Here is a 22,598-nt window from a genome sequence, read left to right as displayed (position 1 = left end):
ATGGATAATGAATACATTAACCTTAGATATCGTCACTCCTAATGGTTCTGTTTATAACGAAGACAATGTAGAAATCGTTGTCTTACAAACAACAGCAGGCGAGATGGGTGTGATGCATGGTCACATTCCGACGGTTGCGCCATTAAAAATTGGTCATATCAAAGTAACACGAGACGGTAAGTCCGACTATATAGCTGTGACTGAAGGATTTGCTGAAATTCGTCGCGAAAAAATCAATATTCTTGTTCAATCCGCTGAATCAGCAGAAGATATTGACTTAGAACGTGCGAAGTCAGCAAAACAGCGTGCAACATTTTATCTTGAAGGCGACAAAGAAGATACTGACATGAAGCGTGCAGAACGTGCATTGAAGCGCGCAGAAAACCGTATCGAAGTAGCCAAATTCAAATAATCATTCATAAAAGAAGGTTTAGCTTAAATATAGGCTAAACCTTCTTTTGGTATTCTATGAAAGAGAATCTTTCTCTATTTCATAGATGTGGTTGTAAACAGCACATATTTTAAAAGTATTCTTTCCTATTTAAGTACTAATAGTATGAATTGGCAGTAAAATCATGTAAAATCATAATAGATTTATGTGTAAAGGAGCAACATGATGGAATATTTAGGACAGTTTGCAGTCGCGCATATCGTGATGCATGTACTCTGTATTTGTGTTGCCTACTGGGCACTAAATGCAATTAGATTAGATCAATTTTTTAAAAAAGGATACCCAGTTCAAGTACAAGTTGTCATGATTTTTTTGGCAATTACAATTGGAACAGGTGTTAGTAACTTTGTGATGGACTTGCTTAAGTTTTCAACACAACTGAAATATTTATTTTAACAATCAAGAATACGATGAAATTTATTTTTAGTAATGATGAAAGTGTATAGAGAGATAGTGGAGGATTTTTGAAGATGGATAAAATTATTGTACGAGGCGGACAAACATTAAAAGGAAACGTAACTGTTGAAGGGGCAAAAAATGCAGTTTTACCGATCATTACAGCAGCTCTATTAGCGAGTGACGGTAAAAGTGAATTACGAAATGTACCGCCATTAAGTGACGTGGAAACAATCAATAATGTATTGAGTGTTTTGAATGCAGACGTTGCATATGATGAAGCAACACAAGTTGTCACAGTAGATGCGACAAAACAATTAAATGAAGAAGCACCATATGAATATGTTAGTAAAATGCGTGCGAGTATTCTAGTGATGGGGCCTTTATTGGCGCGTCTTGGCGTTGCAAAAGTGGCTTTACCTGGAGGATGTGCAATTGGTTCTCGTCCGATTGAGCAACATCTTAAAGGTTTTGAAGCATTAGGTGCTGAAATTCATCAAGAAGCAGGATTTATCCATGCAACGGCGCCGAATGGTCTTGTAGGATGTGATATTCACTTAGACTTCCCAAGTGTAGGTGCAACTCAAAATATTATTATGGCAGCTTCATTAGCAAAAGGACGTACAGTTATTGAAAATGTTGCACGTGAACCTGAAATTGTAGACTTAGCTAATTACATTAATGAAATGGGTGGCGATGTAAAAGGTGCTGGAACAGATACAATCGTGATTCATGGTGTTGAAAAGCTATATGGTACATCACATGCGATTATTCCAGACCGTATCGTAGCAGGAACGCTCATGATTGCAGCTGCGATTACAAGAGGAGATGTATTTGTTAAAGGTGCCACTAAAGAACATATGACAAGTCTTGTATATAAGCTTGAAGAAATGGGGGTAAAACTAGAATATCGTGAAGATGGTATCCGTGTAACGGCACCAGAACAACTAAAACCAGTAGATGTTAAAACATTACCACATCCTGGGTTCCCAACAGATATGCAGTCACAAATGATGGCACTCCTCTTAACAGCAGAAGGTCATAAAGTTGTAACGGAAACTGTTTTTGAAAATCGCTTTATGCACGTTGCAGAATTTAAACGTATGAATGCTAACATTTCTGTTGAAGGACGTAATGCTAAAATTCAAGGCAAAAGCGCATTACAAGGTGCACAAGTAAAAGCAACAGACTTACGTGCAGCAGCGGCACTTATTTTAGCTGGTCTTGTGGCTGAAGGTGAAACAACCGTTACAGAGCTAAAACATCTTGATCGTGGATATGTTGACTTCCACGGAAAATTAAAAGCACTCGGTGCAGACATTGAACGTGTTAATAATTAACGAATAAAGCCTAAATTTTTTAGATACCTGTTCAAATCATTAGGGGGTTCATAAAAGATGGAAACTATTTTTGACTATAATGAGATTAAAAAAATTATTCCACATCGTCAGCCATTTTTGTTGATTGATAAAATTGTTGAATATGAAGAAGGCAAGCGCTGTGTAGGAATTAAGCAAGTATCAGGTAATGAGTCATTTTTCCAAGGTCATTTTCCTGAATATGCCGTGATGCCAGGTGTGCTGATTACAGAAGCATTGGCACAAACAGGCGCAGTCGCAATGCTGAACAGTGAAGAAAATAAAGGCAAAATAGCCTTATTTGCAGGAATTGATAAATGTCGATTTAAAAGACAAGTCGTTCCTGGAGATACATTAACACTAGAAGTTGAAATTACAAAGATAAAAGGGCCAATTGGTAAAGGAACAGCTAAAGCAACTGTTGATGGACAACTTGCATGTAGCTGCGAACTAACATTTGCACTTCAATCACCAGAATAAAATGATAAAAGCAAGAGAAAACGCCAGAAGTATGTTTATACTTACTGGCGTTCATCTTTAAGTCGAGGTTTCGATTGCATTTTACGACTGAAGGTTTTAATCAAGTCATCGCCTTCTAAACCTTCGTCAACAAGTTGTTCTAATAAGCTTTCTGCATATACTTGGCGTAGCGTATAAATATGGCATTCAAAGATAACTGAAATCTTATCTTTAAGCTGTGTAATATGTTTAATCGTTGCATCAAATAATGCTGGATCATTAGATGGACGTGTAATGACAACCCGGATATTGAGTAATTCGTTATTGTCCATGTAAGCGGTCATTTGCTCTTTATGGATATCTGAAATAACAATTTCAAGCAACCAACCTGTTCCCCGATCCTCTTTGTTTATAATGACGCCATCGATTAATTCATATTCAGTGACACTACTATTATCGGATACAATTTGAAATCGTACGGCTTTAAAAGTCTTCATGTCGCCATCATCCCCTAAAGTTTTTAAATTTTACATTTTTTTAATTAATCATTCTTATTATAACGCAAATTGTCATACTATTAGTGCTTAAAACGATAATTGTTCAATTAATATCATGAATTAAGCATGATAAATTAAAAGATGACAATTTGCCTTTTTATTTACTTCTATACTATCATACTTTCAGGAGGTGAAAATAATTAATCAAATTAAAGCAATTGGCACTGTCTCTAAAGCACCAAAGTATTATGAGAAGCCAGGCAGTTATTTTGTAACCTTTTTTCTTGCGGTTGAACGCAAATATAAAGAAAAAGGAAAGGCGCCTATCTATGACTACTTGAATTGTAAAGCATTTGTCCCTATTGCAATACAAATTGATCAAGAAGTTAGTCAAGGAGACACGCTCTCTATTGAAGGTTATCTCACGACACGTCGTTATCAATTTAATGACGAAAAACGTTTTTCAACTGAAGTTGTCGTTGAATCTGTTGAAAAACTTGAAGTCCCACCCCGTATTAACGCCAGCGACACCACTCTTGTCTCGTTTTAACATCCATTCCCTAAATATTTGTATCCACCACTTATTCATTATTTATGGACCACTCTCTAAATAATTCCTTAATCTCTTTTATTTGTTTTTTTAATTGAACGTTTCCGTATTATTAAAGGCGGGTTGCACAATGCGTAAGGCGTGGACCCGTCTTATACATATCACATCATGCAGAAGGCTGAATTAATAGTGATTTTAATAGATTCCCATATTTTGTTGAATCGCGAAGAGTAAGTGATTGATATGAGACGACACCTTATTGGCTTGTCACATATCAAAGAGGTACTACAACGAAACGAAATAGTGTTCTTAATTCTGTCGAAAAGTCCCAATCAAATGATATAGGCCATCAGTTAATTAATAGCGTATCTGTCTTGTTGTTATTTATGATTAGATTTTTAATAGGGAGGATTGGGCAAAAGCGAGATAAGAAATAATTTTGTTTGTATTTGTATTAATTTGAAAAAACAGAGTGAGTTTGCTAAATTTAAGTAAATTAATCATTGAAGACTACTAGGGGCGCCACTGGCTGAGATGAATGAAATTTCAAACCCTTTGAACCTGATTTGGATGATACCAACGTAGGGAAGTAGACAATAATGTATCAAGACAAAATGAACCGTCCTTGGTACCTCTGTGTAGTCTATATGAATTAAAAACAAAACACGGAGGTATTCAAATGATTCAAAAACCTAAGATTGCGTTATCGATTGCAGGAACAGATCCATCAGGTGGTGCAGGTGCAATGGCAGACTTAAAGGCATTCCATGCTTGTGGTGTTTATGGCATGAGTGCAATCACTAGCATCGTGGCACAAAACTCACTCGGTGTACAACATATTCATAACCTTGAACCTGCTTGGTTAGAAGAACAGCTAGAAAGTGTTTTTACAGATGAACCACCACATGCACTTAAGACAGGTATGATACCGACACCTGAGATGATGCAGATTATTCAACAGTATTTAAAAAAGATTGATATTCCATATGTAATCGACCCAGTAATGGTCGCTAAAAGTGGTGACTCACTTATGGCTGAACAAGTTCGAAATCAACTGAAAGAGACATTGTTACCTTATGCAGATGTTGCAACACCTAATATTCCAGAAGCAGAAGAAATTACAGGTTTCAAGATAGAAACAATGGATCAAATTCATCGTGCAGGAAACTTTTTCATTAATGAAATTGGTGCAAAAGGTGTCGTGATTAAAGGTGGTCATTTAGCAGGAGATGCGACGGACTATCTATTCACACGAGAAGGGCATTATGTATTTGAAGATGAACGTTATCCAACCGAACATACACATGGAACAGGATGTACATTTTCAGCAGTTATTACGGCGGAATTAGCGAAAGGGCGTTCTGTCTATGAAGCAGTTGCTAAGGCGAAAGAGTTTATTTCTTTAGCAATTAAGTATACGCCAGAAATTGGACGTGGCAGAGGTCCGGTGAATCACTTTGCATATCAAGCACAGAAAGGGTGGGATTAATGAGTGATTATCTAACGAGCGTACGTGAAGCACAACCACTTGTTATTTGTTATACAAACGATGTTGTCAAAAATTTCACAGCAAATGGTTTACTCAGTTTAGACGCAAGTCCTGCAATGAGTGAGGCACCTGAAGAAGCAGCAGACTTTTTTAAAGTAGCACAAGCATTACTTATCAATATTGGCACTTTGACACAACAAAGTGGTGAAGATATGTTAAAAATAGCGAAAGAAGCGAATCGACAAAATGTGCCGATTGTTTTAGATCCTGTTGCTGTGGGTGCCTCTCAGTTTAGAAAAGATTTTTGTCGCAAATTTTTAGAAGAAATACAGGTAACGGTCATTAAAGGAAATGCTTCAGAGATATTGTCATTAGTGGATGCATCTGCAACGATGAAGGGAACAGATAGTACCATTGAGGACGTACCTGTTGAAGCAGCTCGAAAAGCACATTTGAAATATGGTGCAGCAATTGTAATGACTGGAAAAACAGACATCATTGTTCAAGATGGACGTGTCTTCGCCTTAGACAATGGCACACCGTTACTTGTAAAAGTGACAGGTACGGGTTGTTTATTAGGCGCTGTGATTGCTAGTTTTTTAATGAAAGAAACACATCCTTCAATAGAAAAATTATCAGAAGCGGTATCATATTATACGATTTCTGCCGAACGTGCGGAAGTGAGAGCGGGTGCTGACTTACCGGGTACATTCTCCGTTGCCTTTTTAGATGCATTGAATCAAACGGCGACGGTAGCTTTTCAGCAAGAGATAAAAAAGAGAGAAGTGAAGAATGATGACATTTGATCGTAAACAATTACGTGTTTACTTTATTGCGGGGACGCAAGACGTAAAAAAAGGAAACTTAGATGACATCCTTGAATCAGCATTAAAAGCAGGTATTACGATGTTTCAATTCCGTGAAAAAGGGCCTTCAGCTCTGACTGGAGAGGCTAAAAAGGAAAAAGCATTAGCACTTCAAAAACTTTGTAAAGCCTATCAAGTGCCATTTATTGTCAATGATGATGTTGATTTAGCATTGGAAATTGATGCAGATGGTATTCATGTAGGACAAGATGATGCAGAAGTTCAAAGTTTTTATGCGCAAGCAGGGGATAAAATCATCGGTTTGAGCGTAAGTAATTTTGAAGAATATGATCAATCGGACCTAACACATGTAGATTATATCGGTGTTGGTCCTGTTTATAGAACACAATCAAAAAGTGATGCCAAACAAGCAGGTGGTATTGAAATGATTCGTCGTATGCGCCGCTATGATGAGGAAATTCCAATTGTTGCGATAGGTGGTATTACTGAAGAAAATATGGCTTCTATTATTAATAATGGTGCGGATGGGGTTGCAACGATTTCTTCAATTACACAAAGTGATAATATTGAAAGATCTGTGTCACGCTACTTGCATTATTTTAAATAAATAGACTTAAAAACAGAGAAATGTTTCCACCTCAATACGTTATATGATAAAATGACACTTATGTGAATAATAGTATAGAGGTGGAAAAATGAAGAACAAAGCGTTACTGGCCATGCTTTTAGGTGTCACACTATTCTTAGCTGGTTGTGACTATAGTAAACCTGAAAATCGTGATGGTTTCTTTTACAATACATTTGTACAACCAATGGACCGTTTAATTCATTGGTTGGGTCATCAATTAGATAATAACTACGGTCTTGCGATTATTATTATCGTATTAGTCGTACGTATTGTATTGTTACCATTGATGTTATCAAACTACAAAAACATGCATATGATGCGTGAAAAAATGAAGGTTGCAAAACCTGACATTACTGCAGTACAAGAAAAGGTTAAGCGTGCGCGTACACAAGAAGAAAAACTTGCAGCCAACCAAGAAATGATGGATGTTTACAAGAAATATGGTATGAACCCAATGTCTAGTATGATTGGTTGTTTACCATTACTTATCCAAATGCCGATTATTATGGGATTATACTTCGTCCTTAGATATCCAACAGGTGGCGGTATTACGAAGTACCCTGATTTCATGTGGTTCCAATTAGATAAGCCAGATATTTGGATTACATTAATCGCCGGTATTTTATATTTCTTACAAGCTTATGTATCTTTATCAAACATGCCACAAGAGCAAAGACAAATGGGTTATATGATGATGATCATGTCACCAATCATGATTATCTGGATCTCATACACATCAGCAGCCGCTTTAGGTTTATACTGGTCTGTATCAGCGGCATTCCTTGTTGTTCAAACATACTTTGCGAATGTGATTTATAGTAAAAAAGCAAAAGAAGAAGTAGCACCATTAATTGCAAAAATGGAAGCTGAGAAGAATCAAAACAGCAAGTCAGGTAAAAATACGAAAGTCGTATCTAAAAAGAAGAAAAAGAAATAATGACATCACATAAAACGCCCGTTACGGTATGCAAACAATGCATATTGTAACGGGCGTATTTTTTATAGGTCAGAGACTTCCCATTCATCAAAGAATTGTACGAGAAACTGTTCAAGAAATTGATGGCGTTGTGTAGCGATTTCTTTCGCTTCAGGTGTATTCATCAAATCTTTTAGTAATAACAATTTTTCATAAAAATGCTTGATAGCAGAAGGGGATAACTGATCAAGATCAACTGCATGATGACTAAGTGATTCTTTAGTTGCTTCACCAGTCCACATGGGTTCTTTGAAGTGGCCGGCGAATTGAAAGGTACGTGCAATGCCAATAGCACCAAGTGCATCGAGACGATCGGCATCTTGTACAATTTGTGCTTCGATTGTTTGAAGCTTACCGACCTGTTTTGTTTGACGAAAACTCATATGCTGAATAATATAGCGGATGCCCTCTTGATGTGTAGTTGTGACGTTTAAGTCGTCTAGAAATGTATTGAGTATCTGATAGGCTAGGTCAGGATCCACCAGTTTATCATCTACCGTGTCGTGCAATAAAGCCGCCATCTCAATCACATAATGATTCGCATTGGGATAAGATTTTGCAATTGTTTGTGCTAGATGATGTACACGTTTGACATGTGCTATATCGTGACCTGTTGTATCTTGTGCATGAATATCTTTCATATATTTCACTGCTGCTTTAATATGTGTTTGCATATTTTAACCTCTTCCATGCATTATAATATCCGTGATAAAAGTTGACTAATTGCCTCTTTAAATTTAATCCAAAGACCTCGATTTTTATAAGCTTCTTTTGTCAGTTCTGAAGAAAGTTTTAAATCTTTTTCAAAACTTTCTCGTACTTGTTTTGCGATATCTTCATTATAAATAAAAGCGTTCACTTCAAAATTTAAAGAAAAACTACGATTATCCATATTCGTTGTACCTACACTTGTGATTTCATCATCAATCGTCATCGTTTTCGCATGTAAAAAGCCATTTTCATAATGATAAACGCGAGCACCTGCTTCTAAAAGACTCGCTACGTTTTTATAGGTTGCCCAATAAACGAATGGATGATCAGGCATGTTTGGAATCATTACATGCACATCGACACCACCGAGTGCTGCAATTTTTAAAGCATCCATAAAGGAATTATCTGGAATGAAATAGGGTGTTTGAATATAAATAGACTTCTGAGCCATTGAAATCATTTTTAAATAGCCATACTTAATCTGTTCCCATGATTCATCTGGACCACTCGATGCGATTTGTACACCTGTATTATGTTCCACATTGACATGATTTTCAGGAAAGTATTTTGGATCATAGCCAATATTATGACGATGAGATTGGGAGTTCCAGTCCAAGATAAAGCGTAACTGCAAGGCGTTGACAGCTTCACCTTCTATACGTAAATGCGTATCACGCCAATACCCAAACTTTTTAGAGAGGCCCAGGTATTCTTTCCCAACATTGAAGCCACCCACATAACCGATTGTACCGTCAATCACGACGATTTTTCGATGGTTACGGTTATTCATTCGTAAGTTAATTAAAGGTAACTTGGAAGGGAAGAAAGCTTCCACTTGTCCGCCTTTTTCACGGAATTCTTTAAAGTGGCGTAGTTTCAAAGTTCGTGACCCAATGTCATCGTAAAGCATTTTAACTTCTAAACCTTGTTCTAGCTTTTCTTCGAGTAAAGATAAAATTTCTTGACCGAGTAGATCTTTCCGGAAAATATAATATTGGATATGAATATAACTTTTCGCCTGTCGAATATCTTCCTTTAATCGTTCAAACTTGTCATGGCCATCAGTGAATAGTTTAATCTGATTGTCATTTGTATAGAAAGCCGCATTATTGTATAGCAACATTTGAATCATATGACTGTAATACTTCATATGAGGATTGTTTGGATCGAAAGTACCTGCTTTCAATTCCTCCAGCTGCTCATTGACAAGACGTTCTAGGCCAACTTTATCTTCTTCATCCAATTTAAATAGGGATTTACGTTGTATTTGACGACCGAAGAGCAAGTATAAAACGAACCCTAAGATTGGAAAGAGACCTAATACGAGTAGCCATGCCCAAATTGATTCCGCACTTCTTCGTTCCATAAAGATGATAGTGAATACAAATGTTAAATTCAGAAAGAACAAGCCAATCAAAATAATATTAACAACTGCATTGCCATCAGCAAATAATGATAAAAGTAAGTCGCTCATGATTGTCTCCTTTTAAATTATGTTCTTCATATTGTAGCACTTTTCCGAGTGAATTTATAATAAAATCAATATCATTGACATATACCTATATAGGGTATATTATAAGAGTGTAAAATAAATCACAAAGAATTGAGGGAGACGCGATGATAGAACATGCGAATCATTCTGAAGTGACAAAACGCAATTTGCAATCCCGTTTAAATCGCATTGAAGGTCAAGTGCGTGCAATTAATCGTATGATTGAAGAAGATGTTTATTGTGATGATGTCTTAACACAAATTCGTGCTACGAGATCGGCTTTAAATAGTGTAGCTTCGAAATTGTTAGAACATCATATGAAAGGGTGTATTTTGCATAAAGTTGAAGGTGGGAATGAGCAAGAAGCAATGGATGAATTGCTTGTGACATTCCAAAAGTTGATGAAAGATTAGGAGGTGAACGTACGTGCACAGCAAAGTATGGTTATCAGGTCTCTCGAGTGAGGAGCAAAAGCAACAGCTTGAATCGCGCCTGAGAGATATGATTGGTGTTGAAACGGCAGAGGTCGACATCGACAAGCAAATTGTGATTTTGACGTATGAAACCCCAGCCAATCTAAACACATTAGAAAAAGAAATTTATGATGCAGGTTACACTGTTATTAATTCATATAAAGGAGAAGATTAATTATGGCTAAACATACAATTGCAGTAGAAGGTATGAGTTGTGATCATTGCAAAAAAACAGTAGAAACAGCAGTAAAAGAAAACAAAGATGTTGTGTCAGTCGTTGCAACACCAGCAGAAGATAAGGTGGATGTTGAATTATCAGATGACGCTGCATTAGATCAAGTAAAACAATTAATCTATGATGTAGGTTACGACGTTAAATAGTATCATATAGAGTGGGACGAATATTCCGTTATCGCTAACGGTTATCCCGCTCTTTCTTTAAAATCAAAATATACCCCTTATAGGTATTGGAGTGGGACATATGACAAAAGAGACATTTAAAATATCAGGTATGGATTGTGCGGCCTGTGCAACACGAATTGAACGCACACTCAATCGTGAAGCGGGTATTGAATCAGCCAATGTGAATCTTGTGATGGAAAAAGGGGCTGTCCAATATGATCCATCTCAAATTAGTCAAAAAGATATATTTGAACGTATCGAAAAGATTGGTTTCCAAGCACATCCAATTGAAACACAACAACAGACGCGTGAACGTAAGCAGCGTGAATTGAAACATCAAAAAAATAAATTTATTATTTCTCTTATTTTATCATTACCATTGCTATATACGATGTTTGCACACTTTTCATTTTTAAGTTTTGTACCTGTACCAGACTTATTTATGAATCCGTGGTTCCAATTGATTCTGGCTACACCGGTACAATTTATTCTAGGGTGGCAATTCTATGTCGGTGCCTATCAATCATTGACGAATAAAAGTGCCAATATGGATGTACTGGTTGCGATGGGTACATCAGCTGCCTATTTCTATAGTATTTATTTAATGTTTACACATACGCACGAATCAGGACATGTACCGCTTTATTTTGAAACAAGTGCGGTTTTAATTACGCTCATTCTTTTAGGTAAATACTTTGAAAAACGCGCAAAAGGCCATGCCAGTGATGCGATTGAAAAGTTAGCAGCATTACAAGTGAAGGGTGCAGAAGTCGAGCGTGATGGACAAATCCAACGCATGTCTATTGATGATATCCAAGTTGGTGATGTTGTACGTGTCCGTAGTGGGGAACAAATTCCGTTAGACGGTACAATTGTAGAAGGTTGGTCAACTGTAGATGAATCTATGTTAACAGGTGAAAGTATTCCAATTGATAAAAATGTTGGAGATACCGTCATTGGTAGTACATTAAACCAACAAAACTTTATTAAAATTCGAGTTACACATACGGGTGAAGATCTTGTTTTAAATCAAATTATTCAAGTTGTTGAAGAAGCACAAGGTGATAAACCCCAAATCCAACGATTAGCTGATAAAGTATCTAACATTTTTGTCCCGACTGTTATTGCGATTGCATTCGTTGCATTTTTAATCTGGTACTTCTTTGTGACACCATTTGAATTATCTCAATCTCTTGAAATCTTTATTGCGGTTATCGTAATCGCATGTCCATGTGCATTAGGTCTTGCAACACCAACCTCTATCATGGTTGGATCTGGGCGTGCTGCAGAAGCAGGTGTTTTATTTAAAACAGCTGAATCATTAGAACAAACACATCATATCAATACGATTGTATTTGATAAAACGGGTACTTTGACAGTTGGACACCCACGTGTCATTGCAGAACATTATCTCACAAATGATTCAGAAGCAGGGCGCTATATTAAGAGTTTAGAAGCACAATCAGAACATCCGTTATCAAAAGCCGTTGTTGATTATTTTGAAGATGTAACAACGTTGCCTGTAGAAGATTACAAAACACATACAGGTAGTGGTATTTCTGGTCATATTGATGGCCATCACATAGTTGTCGGTGCCATTTCTTTCATTGCACAATATGCTGAAATTAAAGAAGAAGTACAACAACAAGTTGAAACATTGCAAGATTCAGGTGCGACTGTGATCGCAATGACTGTTGATGATCATGTGGCATTGGTTCTTGGTATTCGTGACGAACCGAAACAAGAAGCGAAAGACGTATTAGCCGCATTAAAACCGAATTATGAATTAATCATGTTAAGTGGTGATAGTGAAACGACTGCGCGTGCAATCGGACGAGAACTTGGTGTGACAAATGTGATTGCAGGAGTCAAACCTGATGAGAAAGCACAAGTCGTTGCGGACCTTCAAGAAAAAGGTCATAAAGTGATGATGGTCGGCGATGGTGTGAACGATGCGCCTGCATTGATGAAGAGTGATATCGGTGTAGCGATGGGATCAGGTTCAGACATCGCATTAGAATCAGCAGACATTGCGCTTGTAAAAGGAAACTTAAATCATATTCCAGAAAGCTTAAAATTAAGTCATCTAACTATCCGCAATATTAAACAAAACTTATTCTTCGCGTTTTGTTACAACATGATCGGTATTCCGTTTGCAGCTATGGGATTCTTGGCACCTTGGATTGCAGGAACAGCGATGGCATTTAGTTCTGTTTCTGTTGTCTTAAACGCTTTAAGATTGAAACATATCGCAAAATAAAAGTGATAAATTTTAATTATCTATAGTAAGTACTTTTAATTTAGGTTAAGATAGGTGTAGTAGGTTGACAAGTTGGGGTGATAATATGGCAAAGCCAAATGACAAGTTTTACAACGTGGTGAAAATGTTATCATCAATTGGGGTTAGTGTTAAAAAGACCAAATCACGATTGGATATCATGCGATCACTACCGAACACAACCGTTGCACCAGAAAAACTCAAGTAAGATACAATTTCATAGAAACACAAAAACCACTTTTTCGTCCTAGTTAAGGACTTAAAAGTGGTTTTTTATGTTATATTTTTTTATTTTGTCGTACGAGATTGTGCTTGTGTTGCATCGTATTTTTTTGGTGTGTAATAGTAAATACTAAGTATGACACCGATACCTGACATCAGACTCCATAATGAACTACCGCCATAACTAATGAATGGAAGAGGAATTCCGGTAATTGGTAAGAGTTGAATTGTCATACCGATATTTTGAACAATATGGAATAACAGTAAGCTCGTATATCCCATAATGAATGCCTTATTGAAGATATCATCTGATGAAACAGCTAGGCGTATCAGATGCAATAAGAGTAATAGGAAAACACCTAATACCGCCACTGCACCAACGAAGCCAAACTCCTCGCCAATCACAGAAAAAATAAAGTCCGTATGGTTTTCAGGAATATAAACTTCACCATTATTTAAGCCTTTACCAATCAATTGACCTGAACCAATTGCTTTCATAGACTCTGTTAGGTGGAAGCCATCTCCAGTACTATATGTGTAAGGATCTAACCATGAATTGATACGGCCAAGTTGATACGTTTTGATACCCGAAATATTTTCTATCAGACTTGGATTATAAATAATAGATAAAATGATACTACCACCTAAAACAATCGCTGATCCGAATAGTGGTGCTAAAATCTTCCATGTGACACCACTTACAATCACGATACCTGCAATAATAGCCAGGAAGACAAGTGTTGTACCAAGGTCATTTTGTAATAAAATCAGTCCCATTGGTAAAATGGTCACACCCATTATTTTAAGAAGTAACATAAAGTCTGTTTCCAAAGACTTATTAAACGTAAAGCGATTATGTTGTGCAACCACCTTGGATACAGATAATATGAGGACAATTTTCATAAACTCGGAAGGTTGAAAGCTAATAGGTCCAATATGATACCAGCTTTTTGCCCCGTTAATAATCGGCGTTAAACTTGATTCTGGCAGGACAATGAGTCCGATTAATAAAATGATAAAAATGGTATAAACGACATTAACATATTTTAAAATTTTCTTAGGTGAAACGAGCATGATGAATGTAGCGATTGCGGCCCCTAAAATATAATAGAAAATTTGTCGGACACCAAAGTCCATACTATATTGGCCACCACCCATAGCTGAGTGGATTGTCGTCACACTGATGATACAGAGTATTAAAATTAAACTAATCAGTTTCCAGTCTAAACGTCGAAAGAAAGACTTTTGAGTTTTTTGACGTGAAGAAGCCATTGCAATCTCCTTTGTACTAAAATTTCTTTAACTTATATTATATAACGATTTTACATAACATGTAATAAAATTTCTAATATTGTACAAAAATAAATGCATTATAAATAGACAGCATGGTAATATGGATTTGAAGAATTTATTTTGGAGGCGGAACTATGTCGAAAGAAGCTTTATGTATTATTTACGGTGGGAAAAGTGCCGAACATGATGTTTCAATATTAACAGCACAGAACGTATTGAATGCAATCGATAAATCACAGTATCATATCGATATTATCTATATTACAAATGAAGGCCAATGGAAGAAACAAGAGAATATCACTGAAGAAATCACTGATATTAATACATTACGCTTAGATCAAGTTGAGGAAGGGCAGATTTCTGTCATGTTAACGGCTTCGAGTCAAGGTGGCAGTTACGATGCAGTGTTCCCGTTATTGCATGGTCCAAATGGAGAAGATGGAACGATTCAAGGTTTATTTGAAGTTCTTGATATTCCATATGTTGGAAATGGTGTACTAGCTGCAGCAAGCTCTATGGATAAGCTTGTTATGAAGCAATTATTTGCACATAGAGGTCTTCCACAATTACCATATGTCAGCTTTTTACGTAGTGAATATGAAAAATATCAACATAATATTCTAAAGCTTGTACATGATAAACTAGAGTTCCCAGTATTTGTTAAGCCGGCAAACCTAGGTTCAAGTGTCGGTATTAGTAAATGTGACGATGAAGAAGCATTGATTCGTGGTATTGAAGAAGCGTTTCAATTTGACCGCAAGCTTGTGATTGAACAAGGTGTCAATGCACGTGAAATCGAAGTGGCTGTACTTGGTAATGATTATCCAGAGACAACATGGCCAGGTGAAGTTGTGAAAGATGTGTCATTCTATGATTACAAAGCGAAATACAAAGACGGTAAAGTAAAATTAAGTATTCCTGCAGATTTGGATCCAGACTTGCAAATGACACTTCGCGATATGGCTGTGGAAGCATTTAAAGCAACAGATTGTGCTGGCTTGCTACGCGCGGATTTCTTCGTGACAGAAGATCAGCAAATCTATATTAACGAAACAAATGCGATGCCTGGATTTACAGCATACAGCATGTATCCAAAATTATGGGAAAACATGGGTGTGTCATATAGCGAATTAATTACAAAATTAATTGAACTAGCAAAAGAACGCCATGCAGATAAGCATTTGAATAAATATCGAATTGATGACTAGAGGTATGAATCATGATAAATATCAGCTTGAGACAATTATCAGAGTGGGTAACAGGTGAGATTGATGAACGTTATTTAGACGTGATGATCAAAGGTGTCACGATTGATTCACGACACATTGAAGCGGGACAACTCTTTATTCCGTTTAATGGAGAAAATGTAGATGGCCACCGTTTTAGTGCACAAGCTCTACAAGATGGTGCTGCGGCAACTTTTTATGATAAACATAGTGAAGTTCCGGCACCATCAGAAGGTCCAGTCATTTATGTAGAAAATACATTGGAAGCTTTACAACAACTCGCTTCGGCATACTTACGTAATGTCAATCCGACAGTTATCGCTGTGACAGGATCAAATGGTAAAACTACGACAAAAGATATGATAGAAAATACACTTGCAGCTAGCTACAAAGTGAAAAAAACACAAGGAAACTATAATAATGAAATTGGTATGCCTTTAACAATCTTAGCATTATCACCGGATACGGAAGTGTCTATTTTAGAAATGGGTATGTCAGGCTTTGGAGAAATTGAGTTATTGTCTCGTATCGCACAACCTGATTTTGCAATTATTACGAATATCGGTGAGTCACATATGCAAGACCTTGGTTCAAGAGCGGGCATTGCAAAGGCAAAGTTTGAAATTATTTCAGGCCTAAAAGAAGGTGGAACACTATTCTATGATGGCGATGAACCTTTATTGGAAGAACTTGTGGAAAATACAAATGGGCTGAATGCAGTTGCGATTGGTACAGGCGAGTCAAATGATGTACATTGTCATGTAACTGCACATGATGCATCAGGCATTACGTTCACATTGAATGATGACGAAACATATACGATTCCAGTACTTGGTGCACATAATATGAAAAATGCAGCATATGCGATTAGTGTTGCTAAAAATTTGAATGTTGGTTATGAAACGATTCAACAACAATTACAGCAACTCTCATTGACAGACATGCGCATGCAAAAATTCACGGCTGAAAATGGTGCAGTGGTAATTAATGATGCTTATAATGCCAGTCCAACAAGTATGAAAGCAGCCATTGATACGTTAAAAGAATTGACTGGTCGTAAAATACTTGTATTTGGAGATGTGTTAGAACTTGGTCCGCAATCATCAGAATTACATGCTGATGTCGGCGCATATTTAGAAAATAAATCTATTGATGTCTTATTTACGTATGGAGATGATTCAGAAGCGATTTATGAAGCGGGACGTCACCATGTCGAACAAGCACAACATTTTGATTCAAAAGCAGCATTGATAGAAACTTTAACAAACATGTTAACAGATAAAGATACCGTTTTAGTTAAAGGATCACGAGGTATGAAGTTAGAAGAAGTGGTGGAAGCGTTATTAACAGTTTAATGATAAGGTGCCTTAATACAGGGAAACCTGATATTAAGGCGCTTTTTTACGTTATCATTAAGTGTTTTTGGTATGTTTAGATTTAACTGACTTATTTCCATTTATTGCGATATTAATGGTTAGGTGGTAATATATAGAAGTTAGATTAAAATTATTTGACAAACTTATTATGAGAATTTCGAAATATAAAGGAGAATTACTTTGCAAAAATTTACAGAATTAGGTGTTTCAGAACGTACAGCTGAAACCCTTGAGGCAATGGGATTTACTGAGCCAACACCCATCCAAAAAGACAGTATTCCATATGCACTCGAAAATATTGACATATTGGGACAAGCGCAAACAGGGACAGGAAAAACAGGCGCATTTGGGATCCCGCTTATCGAAAAAGTAAAAGGTCAAGAAGGCGTACGCGCGCTTATCTTAGCACCAACACGTGAGCTTGCAATGCAAGTAGCAGAACAATTACGTGAATTCAGCCGTGGACAAAAAGTTCAAGTTGTTACAGTATTCGGTGGTATGCCGATTGATCGTCAAATCAAATCATTAAAACGTGGCCCACAAATCGTTGTAGGGACACCTGGACGTGTGATTGACCACTTAAATCGTCGTACATTAAAACCACAACAAATCGAAACATTAATCTTAGACGAAGCGGACGAAATGATGAACATGGGCTTCATCGATGATATGCGTTATATCATGGATAAATTACCATCAGAAAATCGTCAAACAATGCTTTTCTCAGCAACAATGCCAAAAGCAATTCAAGAACTTGTTCAGAAGTTCATGAAATCACCTAAGATTATCAAAACAATGAACAACGAAATCTCTGATCCACAAATTGATGAGTATTACACAATTGTTAAGGAATTAGAGAAATTCGATACATTTACGAACTTCTTAGATGTACATCAACCAGAACTTGCAATTGTATTCGGACGTACAAAACGTCGTGTAGATGAATTAACAAGTGCATTGTTATCAAAAGGATACAAAGCTGAAGGACTTCACGGGGACATTACACAAGCAAAACGCTTAGAAGTCTTGAAAAAGTTTAAAAACGACCAAATTGACATCCTTGTCGCAACAGACGTTGCAGCACGTGGTTTAGATATCTCAGGTGTAAGCCATGTTTACAACTTCGATATTCCTCAAGATACAGAAAGTTACACACATCGTATTGGTCGTACAGGTCGTGCCGGCAAACACGGTATTGCCGTAACATTTGTTAACCCAATCGAAATGGACTACATTCGTCAAATCGAACAAACAAATAAACGTCAAATGCTTGCATTACGCCCACCACATCGCAAAGAAGTATTACAAGCACGTGAGGATGAAATCAAGAACAAGGTAGAAAAATGGATGGCTGCCGCTAAAGAACCTCGCGTAGAAAAAATTGCGAAGTCATTGCTTGAATCATACGAAGCATCTGACTTAGTGACAGCACTTCTACAAGAATTGGTTGAATCAAATGATGAAGTAGAAGTACAATTAACATTTGAAAAACCACTTGCACGTAAAACACGTGGACCAAAAGGTGGCAACCGTAAAAATACAGGCAACAAACGCCACGGTAAAAACAACCGTAATCACAAACAAGGTAACTTTAATAAAAAAGGTAACTTCAAAAACAAACGTGATAACAAAGTGAAAAAAGGACGTACATTTGCTGACCATCAAAAATAATGTCTAATAAGCGTGTAGGAGATGATTCCTAACGCATCATCAAGCACCCAATCCGAAATTGATTGATTCGGACTGGGTGCTTTTATGTTTTCGTGTCTTAAACGGAACCTAGGATTTTTAAGGGATGTTCATCTTTTGTGGTGGGCAGATAATTAAAAGTAACTAATTTTATTTTCAACTTAATCATAACACGTAGTAATCACTACATTCATTTAAGCGTACAGTTAATTATTAATTGTGCGCTTTTTGAGTACTATCATTTCTTTTAAGAGACACGTACTTTTAGGAAGTCTTTTAAAAATTTATGCTATCATAAAAAATAAAGGGGATGTTTATATGAAATATAATGCATACAATCAACCTATAGGGGATGCTGTTTCTCCTTTTGAAAATCCTAAGAAACCGGTTATTGAAATACTTGAAGGCAAATATAGCAAATTAGAGCGTTTAAACATGCGTCATCGAGATGATTTGTTTGAAGTATTATGTGATCCGGAAAATGATTCCAATTGGACATACTTACCAAATGAACCGATTCATGATAAACAAGAATTTAATACGTTAATTCATCATTATATCGATTCAGATGATCCGTATTTCTTTGCGATCGTTGATAAAACGACTGATAAAGCTTTAGGTTTGATGTCGTTACTTCGTATTAATACGAAAGCGTCATCTATTGAAGTGGGACATATTCATTATTCGCCACTTCTAAAAAGAACACGCATTGCAACTGAAGTACAATATTTACTCGCTAAGTATGTATTTGAATCATTAGGCTACAGACGTTATGAATGGAAATGTGACAGTTTGAACGCCCCCTCTAAACGGGCAGCTGTAAGATTAGGATTCACACATGAAGGGACTTTTCGACAAGCGTTAGTATATAAAGGTAGAAATAGAGATACAGATTGGTTTTCAATGCTAGATAAAGAATGGCCAAATATTAAACAACATTATGAGTATTGGTTAGATGAGAAAAACTTTAATAGTGATGGTACACAAATTCAAAAATTATCCATTACTTAAATATTGATAGCTATACTAAAAGATAAGGAAGTTTTGGATCCTAAATCATACAACGGTCAAGGTTCAAAACTTTCGGTATTTTTATGAAAAAGCATCTTACACAAAAACCATTAAGCGAGTTTTTTATCATACTTCTAGTCTTCTCATTTTTTGATAAACTGTATAATTGAACCGTTGAAATATTGAATTTTACACTGCTTGAGCCCCTATATATCACCCAAAATGTTTATGTTATAATGAGAGCAAAATCTTTGGAAGGGGAGAAACCCATGGCATCATCGTTTCACAAAAGTCCAGAAGTTGCGAAAAAGTATTTTAGGCAATTTTACTTTCTAACTGCGATCGTCGGCGCGCTACCACTTATCATAGGTTTATTCCTCGTTTATCATTTTGAAGCTTGGCAGCCACTGCTGTATCTTATAGGTGGTGTACTTGCTTTATTCATCTTATACTGCACATTAAAACCTTATTTTCAATACCACTACACTACTTATAGAATCCATGAAAATATTATCGAAGTAAAACGTCATTTTTGGTTTCGTAATCATCAAATTTTAAAAGTGGAACGCCTTCAATATATTCATTGGAAGAATGAGCCATTGTTACGGAGGCATCAGTTGCGCCATCTCATATTAACGACTGCAGGACATACAATGCATTTGCCGTTATTATATGGTGAAGATGTCGAACTGATTGAACAGCATTGCCTAGAACTGTTAGAGGAGGGTGATAGTGATGTATAGTCCACAAAAACTTCATCCGATCTCATATTTTATGAGTATTGTAAATGCTGTGAAGTCCAATATAATTCCACTTATTTTATTTGTTTTATTCGCGGTGAAAGATTTTGATTATACAAATCCTGCAAATTATATTTTTCCCGCCATGGTACTATTTTTCTTCTTGATTACATTAATTAATGATGCTATCAAAGCGTTTCGTACACGTTATTGGATCGAAGGCAATCATTTTATTGTCACTACAGGACTCTTTAATCTCGAGCGTAAAGAATTAAACATCTCACGTATTCAAACGATGGATACGTCACAAAACCTGATTCATCAAATCGTCGGTGGTGTCAGATTACAAATTCAAACGCCAAGTGATGGGATTGTACTCGAGACGATCACGCAAGCCCAAAGTAATTTGATTCGAGCAGAACTAGAAAAAGTGAGATCTCATTTAAAAAATATGCCGACAGATAGCAGTGATGCTGAATCAGAAAATACAGAATCAGATGTACCTGTCGATCAACCAGAAATGTTACTGTATCAACTTTCAACTAAAAACTTATTATTTATGGCGATGACAAGTGGAGCGGTTTTTGTAACACTTGCCGCACTCAGTCCATTGTTAACAGCAGGTTTAGACTATATTGATTGGGAATGGGTGTCTGAAGAAGCCTCAACTTTAATTAATAATGCTGTCATGATCACGGTAATATTTGCAACAATTTTTATTTTAATTTCATATATTATTGGTATCGTTATCACCTTTTTCCGTTATTACAATTACACATTGAAACGACAAGGCGATTACTTAACGATTCGTTATGGCTTATTAAATGTGAAAAAAGTGACAGTCCCACTCACACGCATTCAAGCCGTGATTGAACATAAAAGTTATTTGCGTACATTGTTTGGCTATACAGCATATGACTTCGTTATTACGAGTGACATGGAAGTGAGTTCAGACAATGATTTTGCGGATGGGCGCGTGATGGTCTTGCCATTTATACACAAACGTGAAGTTTCATCACTCTTAGCTTCAATGGTACCGCACATGCAATTTCAAAATGTCACGCCTAAGCTGCCTTGGCGTGGTTTCCATAGACGCTTTTGGATACAGTCACTTGTGTTGATCATTATTGGAGCTGTCGTACATTATTATTTTTGGGTATGGATTTGGATTCCAGTTGTATTTTGTATTGTTATGATGATATTCAAGAGTTATATGCTCATTCAAAAAGCAGGTTGGTGTGTCGCAGATGATGAAATTGCGATTCGTCGTGCCTCATATACAGGATTTAAAACGACTTATTTTAAACATAATAAAATATTGGGATGGCAGCGTGAAGCACATCCAGTTATGTCCAATGCACAACTAAATCATTTCTTTTTCACATTAGCTAAAGGTTCAACAAGTATGGATGTCGGATTAGGTTTTGTAGATATACAAGATATTGAGAGATTGCAAACATGGTATTTGAAAGGTGGTAGTGACAATGATGACCGAACAGACATATCATAAAATGGCACCTGAAGGACCTAAAGTGATGCGCATAGCGAGCGTTATCGTGACAGGAATTGCTGTATTAATTGCAATTGCGGCCTTTATTACAAGTTATTTTGTAGAATTTGAAAAAATGCTTAAATGGATAGCGCTAGGTTTTGCAGTGCTTGCAGTACTTTATGCAATCATGTTTGTCTGGCTCAAACCAATCTATAGTTACCATGTCTTTCGCTATCACTACTCAGAACAAGGTATTGTTGTACGAGAAGGTTTTATATTTATTGAAGAAACGAAAGTGCCTTTATTTCGTATACAAAATATTGATATTGATGAAGGGTTTATCATGCGAAAATATGGACTGGCAACGCTAACGATATCAACAGCTGGCGGGAATACAGAAATCCGACTTATTGATAAGCAACAAGCATTAAAAATAAAGCAGCTCATCCAAGGATATGCAACGGATGTTGAAAATGATCTTGAAAGTCATACACAAAATGAAATAACAGAGGAAAATTATGATAAAATAAAGGATACACAATCTGAAGATGAGGAGATCTAA

At 36.5% G+C, this 22,598-nt stretch carries 25 protein-coding genes and 1 riboswitch; of the genes, 21 read left to right on the top strand and 4 right to left on the bottom strand.

Going from position 1 to position 22,598, the window contains the following annotated elements:
- Positions 1–7: 7 nt before the first annotated feature.
- The 4 genes from MUA88_RS08385 to fabZ all read left to right on the top strand — a co-directional run bounded on the left by MUA88_RS08385 (position 8) and on the right by fabZ (position 2,685).
- A complete protein-coding gene (locus MUA88_RS08385) occupies positions 8–412 on the top strand; it encodes a F0F1 ATP synthase subunit epsilon (RefSeq protein ID WP_262603724.1) in 405 nt (134 codons plus the stop codon).
- A gap of 204 nt (positions 413–616) precedes the next feature.
- Entirely contained in the window at positions 617–847 is a 231-nt protein-coding gene (locus MUA88_RS08380) for a DUF1146 family protein (RefSeq protein ID WP_262603723.1), read from the top strand.
- Positions 848–921: 74 nt separating this feature from the next.
- The gene (murA, locus tag MUA88_RS08375) at positions 922–2,187 is read left to right on the top strand and encodes a UDP-N-acetylglucosamine 1-carboxyvinyltransferase (protein WP_262605391.1); all 1,266 of its coding nucleotides are present in this window, start codon (positions 922–924) and stop codon (positions 2,185–2,187) included.
- Between the two features lie 57 nt (positions 2,188–2,244).
- Complete coding sequence (gene fabZ / locus MUA88_RS08370; protein WP_262605390.1) at positions 2,245–2,685, top strand: 3-hydroxyacyl-ACP dehydratase FabZ; 441 nt, start codon at positions 2,245–2,247, stop codon at positions 2,683–2,685.
- 41 nt (positions 2,686–2,726) lie between these two features.
- Here fabZ and MUA88_RS08365 read toward each other — a convergent pair whose 3' ends face one another.
- Positions 2,727–3,161 (bottom strand): YwpF-like family protein, encoded by a 435-nt coding sequence (locus MUA88_RS08365; protein WP_262603720.1) that lies wholly within the window; start codon positions 3,159–3,161, stop codon positions 2,727–2,729.
- Positions 3,162–3,351: 190 nt separating this feature from the next.
- Between MUA88_RS08365 and MUA88_RS08360 the strand changes: the two genes are divergently transcribed.
- The 5 genes from MUA88_RS08360 to yidC all read left to right on the top strand — a co-directional run bounded on the left by MUA88_RS08360 (position 3,352) and on the right by yidC (position 7,592).
- On the top strand, positions 3,352–3,711 hold the full coding sequence (locus MUA88_RS08360) for a single-stranded DNA-binding protein (protein WP_262605389.1): 360 nt from the start codon (positions 3,352–3,354) through the stop codon (positions 3,709–3,711).
- A gap of 505 nt (positions 3,712–4,216) precedes the next feature.
- A riboswitch (TPP riboswitch) is annotated at positions 4,217–4,316 on the top strand.
- Between the two features lie 77 nt (positions 4,317–4,393).
- The gene (thiD, locus tag MUA88_RS08355) at positions 4,394–5,200 is read left to right on the top strand and encodes a bifunctional hydroxymethylpyrimidine kinase/phosphomethylpyrimidine kinase (RefSeq protein WP_262605152.1); all 807 of its coding nucleotides are present in this window, start codon (positions 4,394–4,396) and stop codon (positions 5,198–5,200) included.
- Positions 5,200–6,006, top strand: coding sequence for a hydroxyethylthiazole kinase (thiM, locus tag MUA88_RS08350; protein WP_262605388.1), 807 nt, complete (start codon positions 5,200–5,202; stop codon positions 6,004–6,006). The genes thiD and thiM overlap by 1 nt, the downstream gene beginning before the upstream one ends.
- Complete coding sequence (gene thiE / locus MUA88_RS08345) at positions 5,996–6,634, top strand: thiamine phosphate synthase (RefSeq protein WP_262605151.1); 639 nt, start codon at positions 5,996–5,998, stop codon at positions 6,632–6,634. Before thiM ends, thiE begins: the two co-directional genes overlap by 11 nt.
- Positions 6,635–6,722: 88 nt before the next feature.
- Complete coding sequence (yidC, locus tag MUA88_RS08340) at positions 6,723–7,592, top strand: membrane protein insertase YidC (protein WP_262603717.1); 870 nt, start codon at positions 6,723–6,725, stop codon at positions 7,590–7,592.
- Between the two features lie 62 nt (positions 7,593–7,654).
- Here yidC and MUA88_RS08335 read toward each other — a convergent pair whose 3' ends face one another.
- Both MUA88_RS08335 and cls read right to left on the bottom strand, forming a co-directional pair.
- A complete protein-coding gene (locus tag MUA88_RS08335) occupies positions 7,655–8,305 on the bottom strand; it encodes an HD domain-containing protein (protein ID WP_262605387.1) in 651 nt (216 codons plus the stop codon).
- Between the two features lie 20 nt (positions 8,306–8,325).
- Entirely contained in the window at positions 8,326–9,816 is a 1,491-nt protein-coding gene (cls, locus tag MUA88_RS08330) for a cardiolipin synthase (protein ID WP_262605386.1), read from the bottom strand.
- A 143-nt stretch (positions 9,817–9,959) separates the two neighbouring features.
- On the opposite strand from cls, the gene csoR reads away from it, so the two are divergent.
- The 5 genes from csoR to MUA88_RS08305 all read left to right on the top strand — a co-directional run bounded on the left by csoR (position 9,960) and on the right by MUA88_RS08305 (position 13,195).
- A complete protein-coding gene (gene csoR, locus MUA88_RS08325; protein ID WP_262603714.1) occupies positions 9,960–10,247 on the top strand; it encodes a copper-sensing transcriptional repressor CsoR in 288 nt (95 codons plus the stop codon).
- 13 nt (positions 10,248–10,260) lie between these two features.
- A complete protein-coding gene (gene csoZ, locus MUA88_RS08320; protein ID WP_262605385.1) occupies positions 10,261–10,482 on the top strand; it encodes a putative copper chaperone CsoZ in 222 nt (73 codons plus the stop codon).
- A 2-nt stretch (positions 10,483–10,484) separates the two neighbouring features.
- A complete protein-coding gene (locus MUA88_RS08315; protein WP_262603712.1) occupies positions 10,485–10,688 on the top strand; it encodes a cation transporter in 204 nt (67 codons plus the stop codon).
- A 100-nt stretch (positions 10,689–10,788) separates the two neighbouring features.
- Positions 10,789–12,969 carry a heavy metal translocating P-type ATPase gene (locus MUA88_RS08310; RefSeq protein WP_262605384.1) on the top strand — a complete coding sequence of 727 codons (2,181 nt, stop codon included), beginning with the start codon at positions 10,789–10,791 and terminating at the stop codon, positions 12,967–12,969.
- An 85-nt stretch (positions 12,970–13,054) separates the two neighbouring features.
- Positions 13,055–13,195, top strand: a complete 141-nt coding sequence (locus tag MUA88_RS08305) for an Lmo0850 family protein (protein WP_262605150.1) — start codon at positions 13,055–13,057, stop codon at positions 13,193–13,195.
- Between the two features lie 80 nt (positions 13,196–13,275).
- Here MUA88_RS08305 and MUA88_RS08300 read toward each other — a convergent pair whose 3' ends face one another.
- Positions 13,276–14,481, bottom strand: coding sequence for an FtsW/RodA/SpoVE family cell cycle protein (locus MUA88_RS08300; protein WP_262603710.1), 1,206 nt, complete (start codon positions 14,479–14,481; stop codon positions 13,276–13,278).
- 155 nt (positions 14,482–14,636) lie between these two features.
- On the opposite strand from MUA88_RS08300, the gene MUA88_RS08295 reads away from it, so the two are divergent.
- The 7 genes from MUA88_RS08295 (at position 14,637) to MUA88_RS08265 (ending at position 22,598) form a co-directional block, all read left to right on the top strand.
- Positions 14,637–15,710, top strand: coding sequence for a D-alanine--D-alanine ligase (locus MUA88_RS08295; protein ID WP_262603709.1), 1,074 nt, complete (start codon positions 14,637–14,639; stop codon positions 15,708–15,710).
- An 11-nt stretch (positions 15,711–15,721) separates the two neighbouring features.
- Positions 15,722–17,083: a UDP-N-acetylmuramoyl-tripeptide--D-alanyl-D-alanine ligase gene (locus MUA88_RS08290; protein WP_262605382.1), complete on the top strand. Its 1,362-nt coding sequence runs from the start codon at positions 15,722–15,724 to the stop codon at positions 17,081–17,083.
- Positions 17,084–17,284: 201 nt separating this feature from the next.
- Positions 17,285–18,775: a degradosome RNA helicase CshA gene (gene cshA, locus MUA88_RS08285; protein WP_262603707.1), complete on the top strand. Its 1,491-nt coding sequence runs from the start codon at positions 17,285–17,287 to the stop codon at positions 18,773–18,775.
- Positions 18,776–19,111: 336 nt separating this feature from the next.
- Entirely contained in the window at positions 19,112–19,804 is a 693-nt protein-coding gene (locus tag MUA88_RS08280; protein ID WP_262603706.1) for a GNAT family N-acetyltransferase, read from the top strand.
- A gap of 269 nt (positions 19,805–20,073) precedes the next feature.
- Entirely contained in the window at positions 20,074–20,547 is a 474-nt protein-coding gene (locus MUA88_RS08275; RefSeq protein WP_262605381.1) for a PH domain-containing protein, read from the top strand.
- Positions 20,540–22,054: a PH domain-containing protein gene (locus tag MUA88_RS08270; RefSeq protein WP_262603704.1), complete on the top strand. Its 1,515-nt coding sequence runs from the start codon at positions 20,540–20,542 to the stop codon at positions 22,052–22,054. The genes MUA88_RS08275 and MUA88_RS08270 overlap by 8 nt, the downstream gene beginning before the upstream one ends.
- Complete coding sequence (locus MUA88_RS08265; protein ID WP_262603703.1) at positions 22,029–22,598, top strand: PH domain-containing protein; 570 nt, start codon at positions 22,029–22,031, stop codon at positions 22,596–22,598. The genes MUA88_RS08270 and MUA88_RS08265 overlap by 26 nt, the downstream gene beginning before the upstream one ends.

It is taken from the genome of Staphylococcus sp. IVB6240 (assembly GCF_025558425.1).
GTDB lineage: Bacteria > Bacillota > Bacilli > Staphylococcales > Staphylococcaceae > Staphylococcus.
Note: the sequence above shows the minus strand (reverse complement) of the source record. Positions and strands in the feature narration are given on the sequence as shown.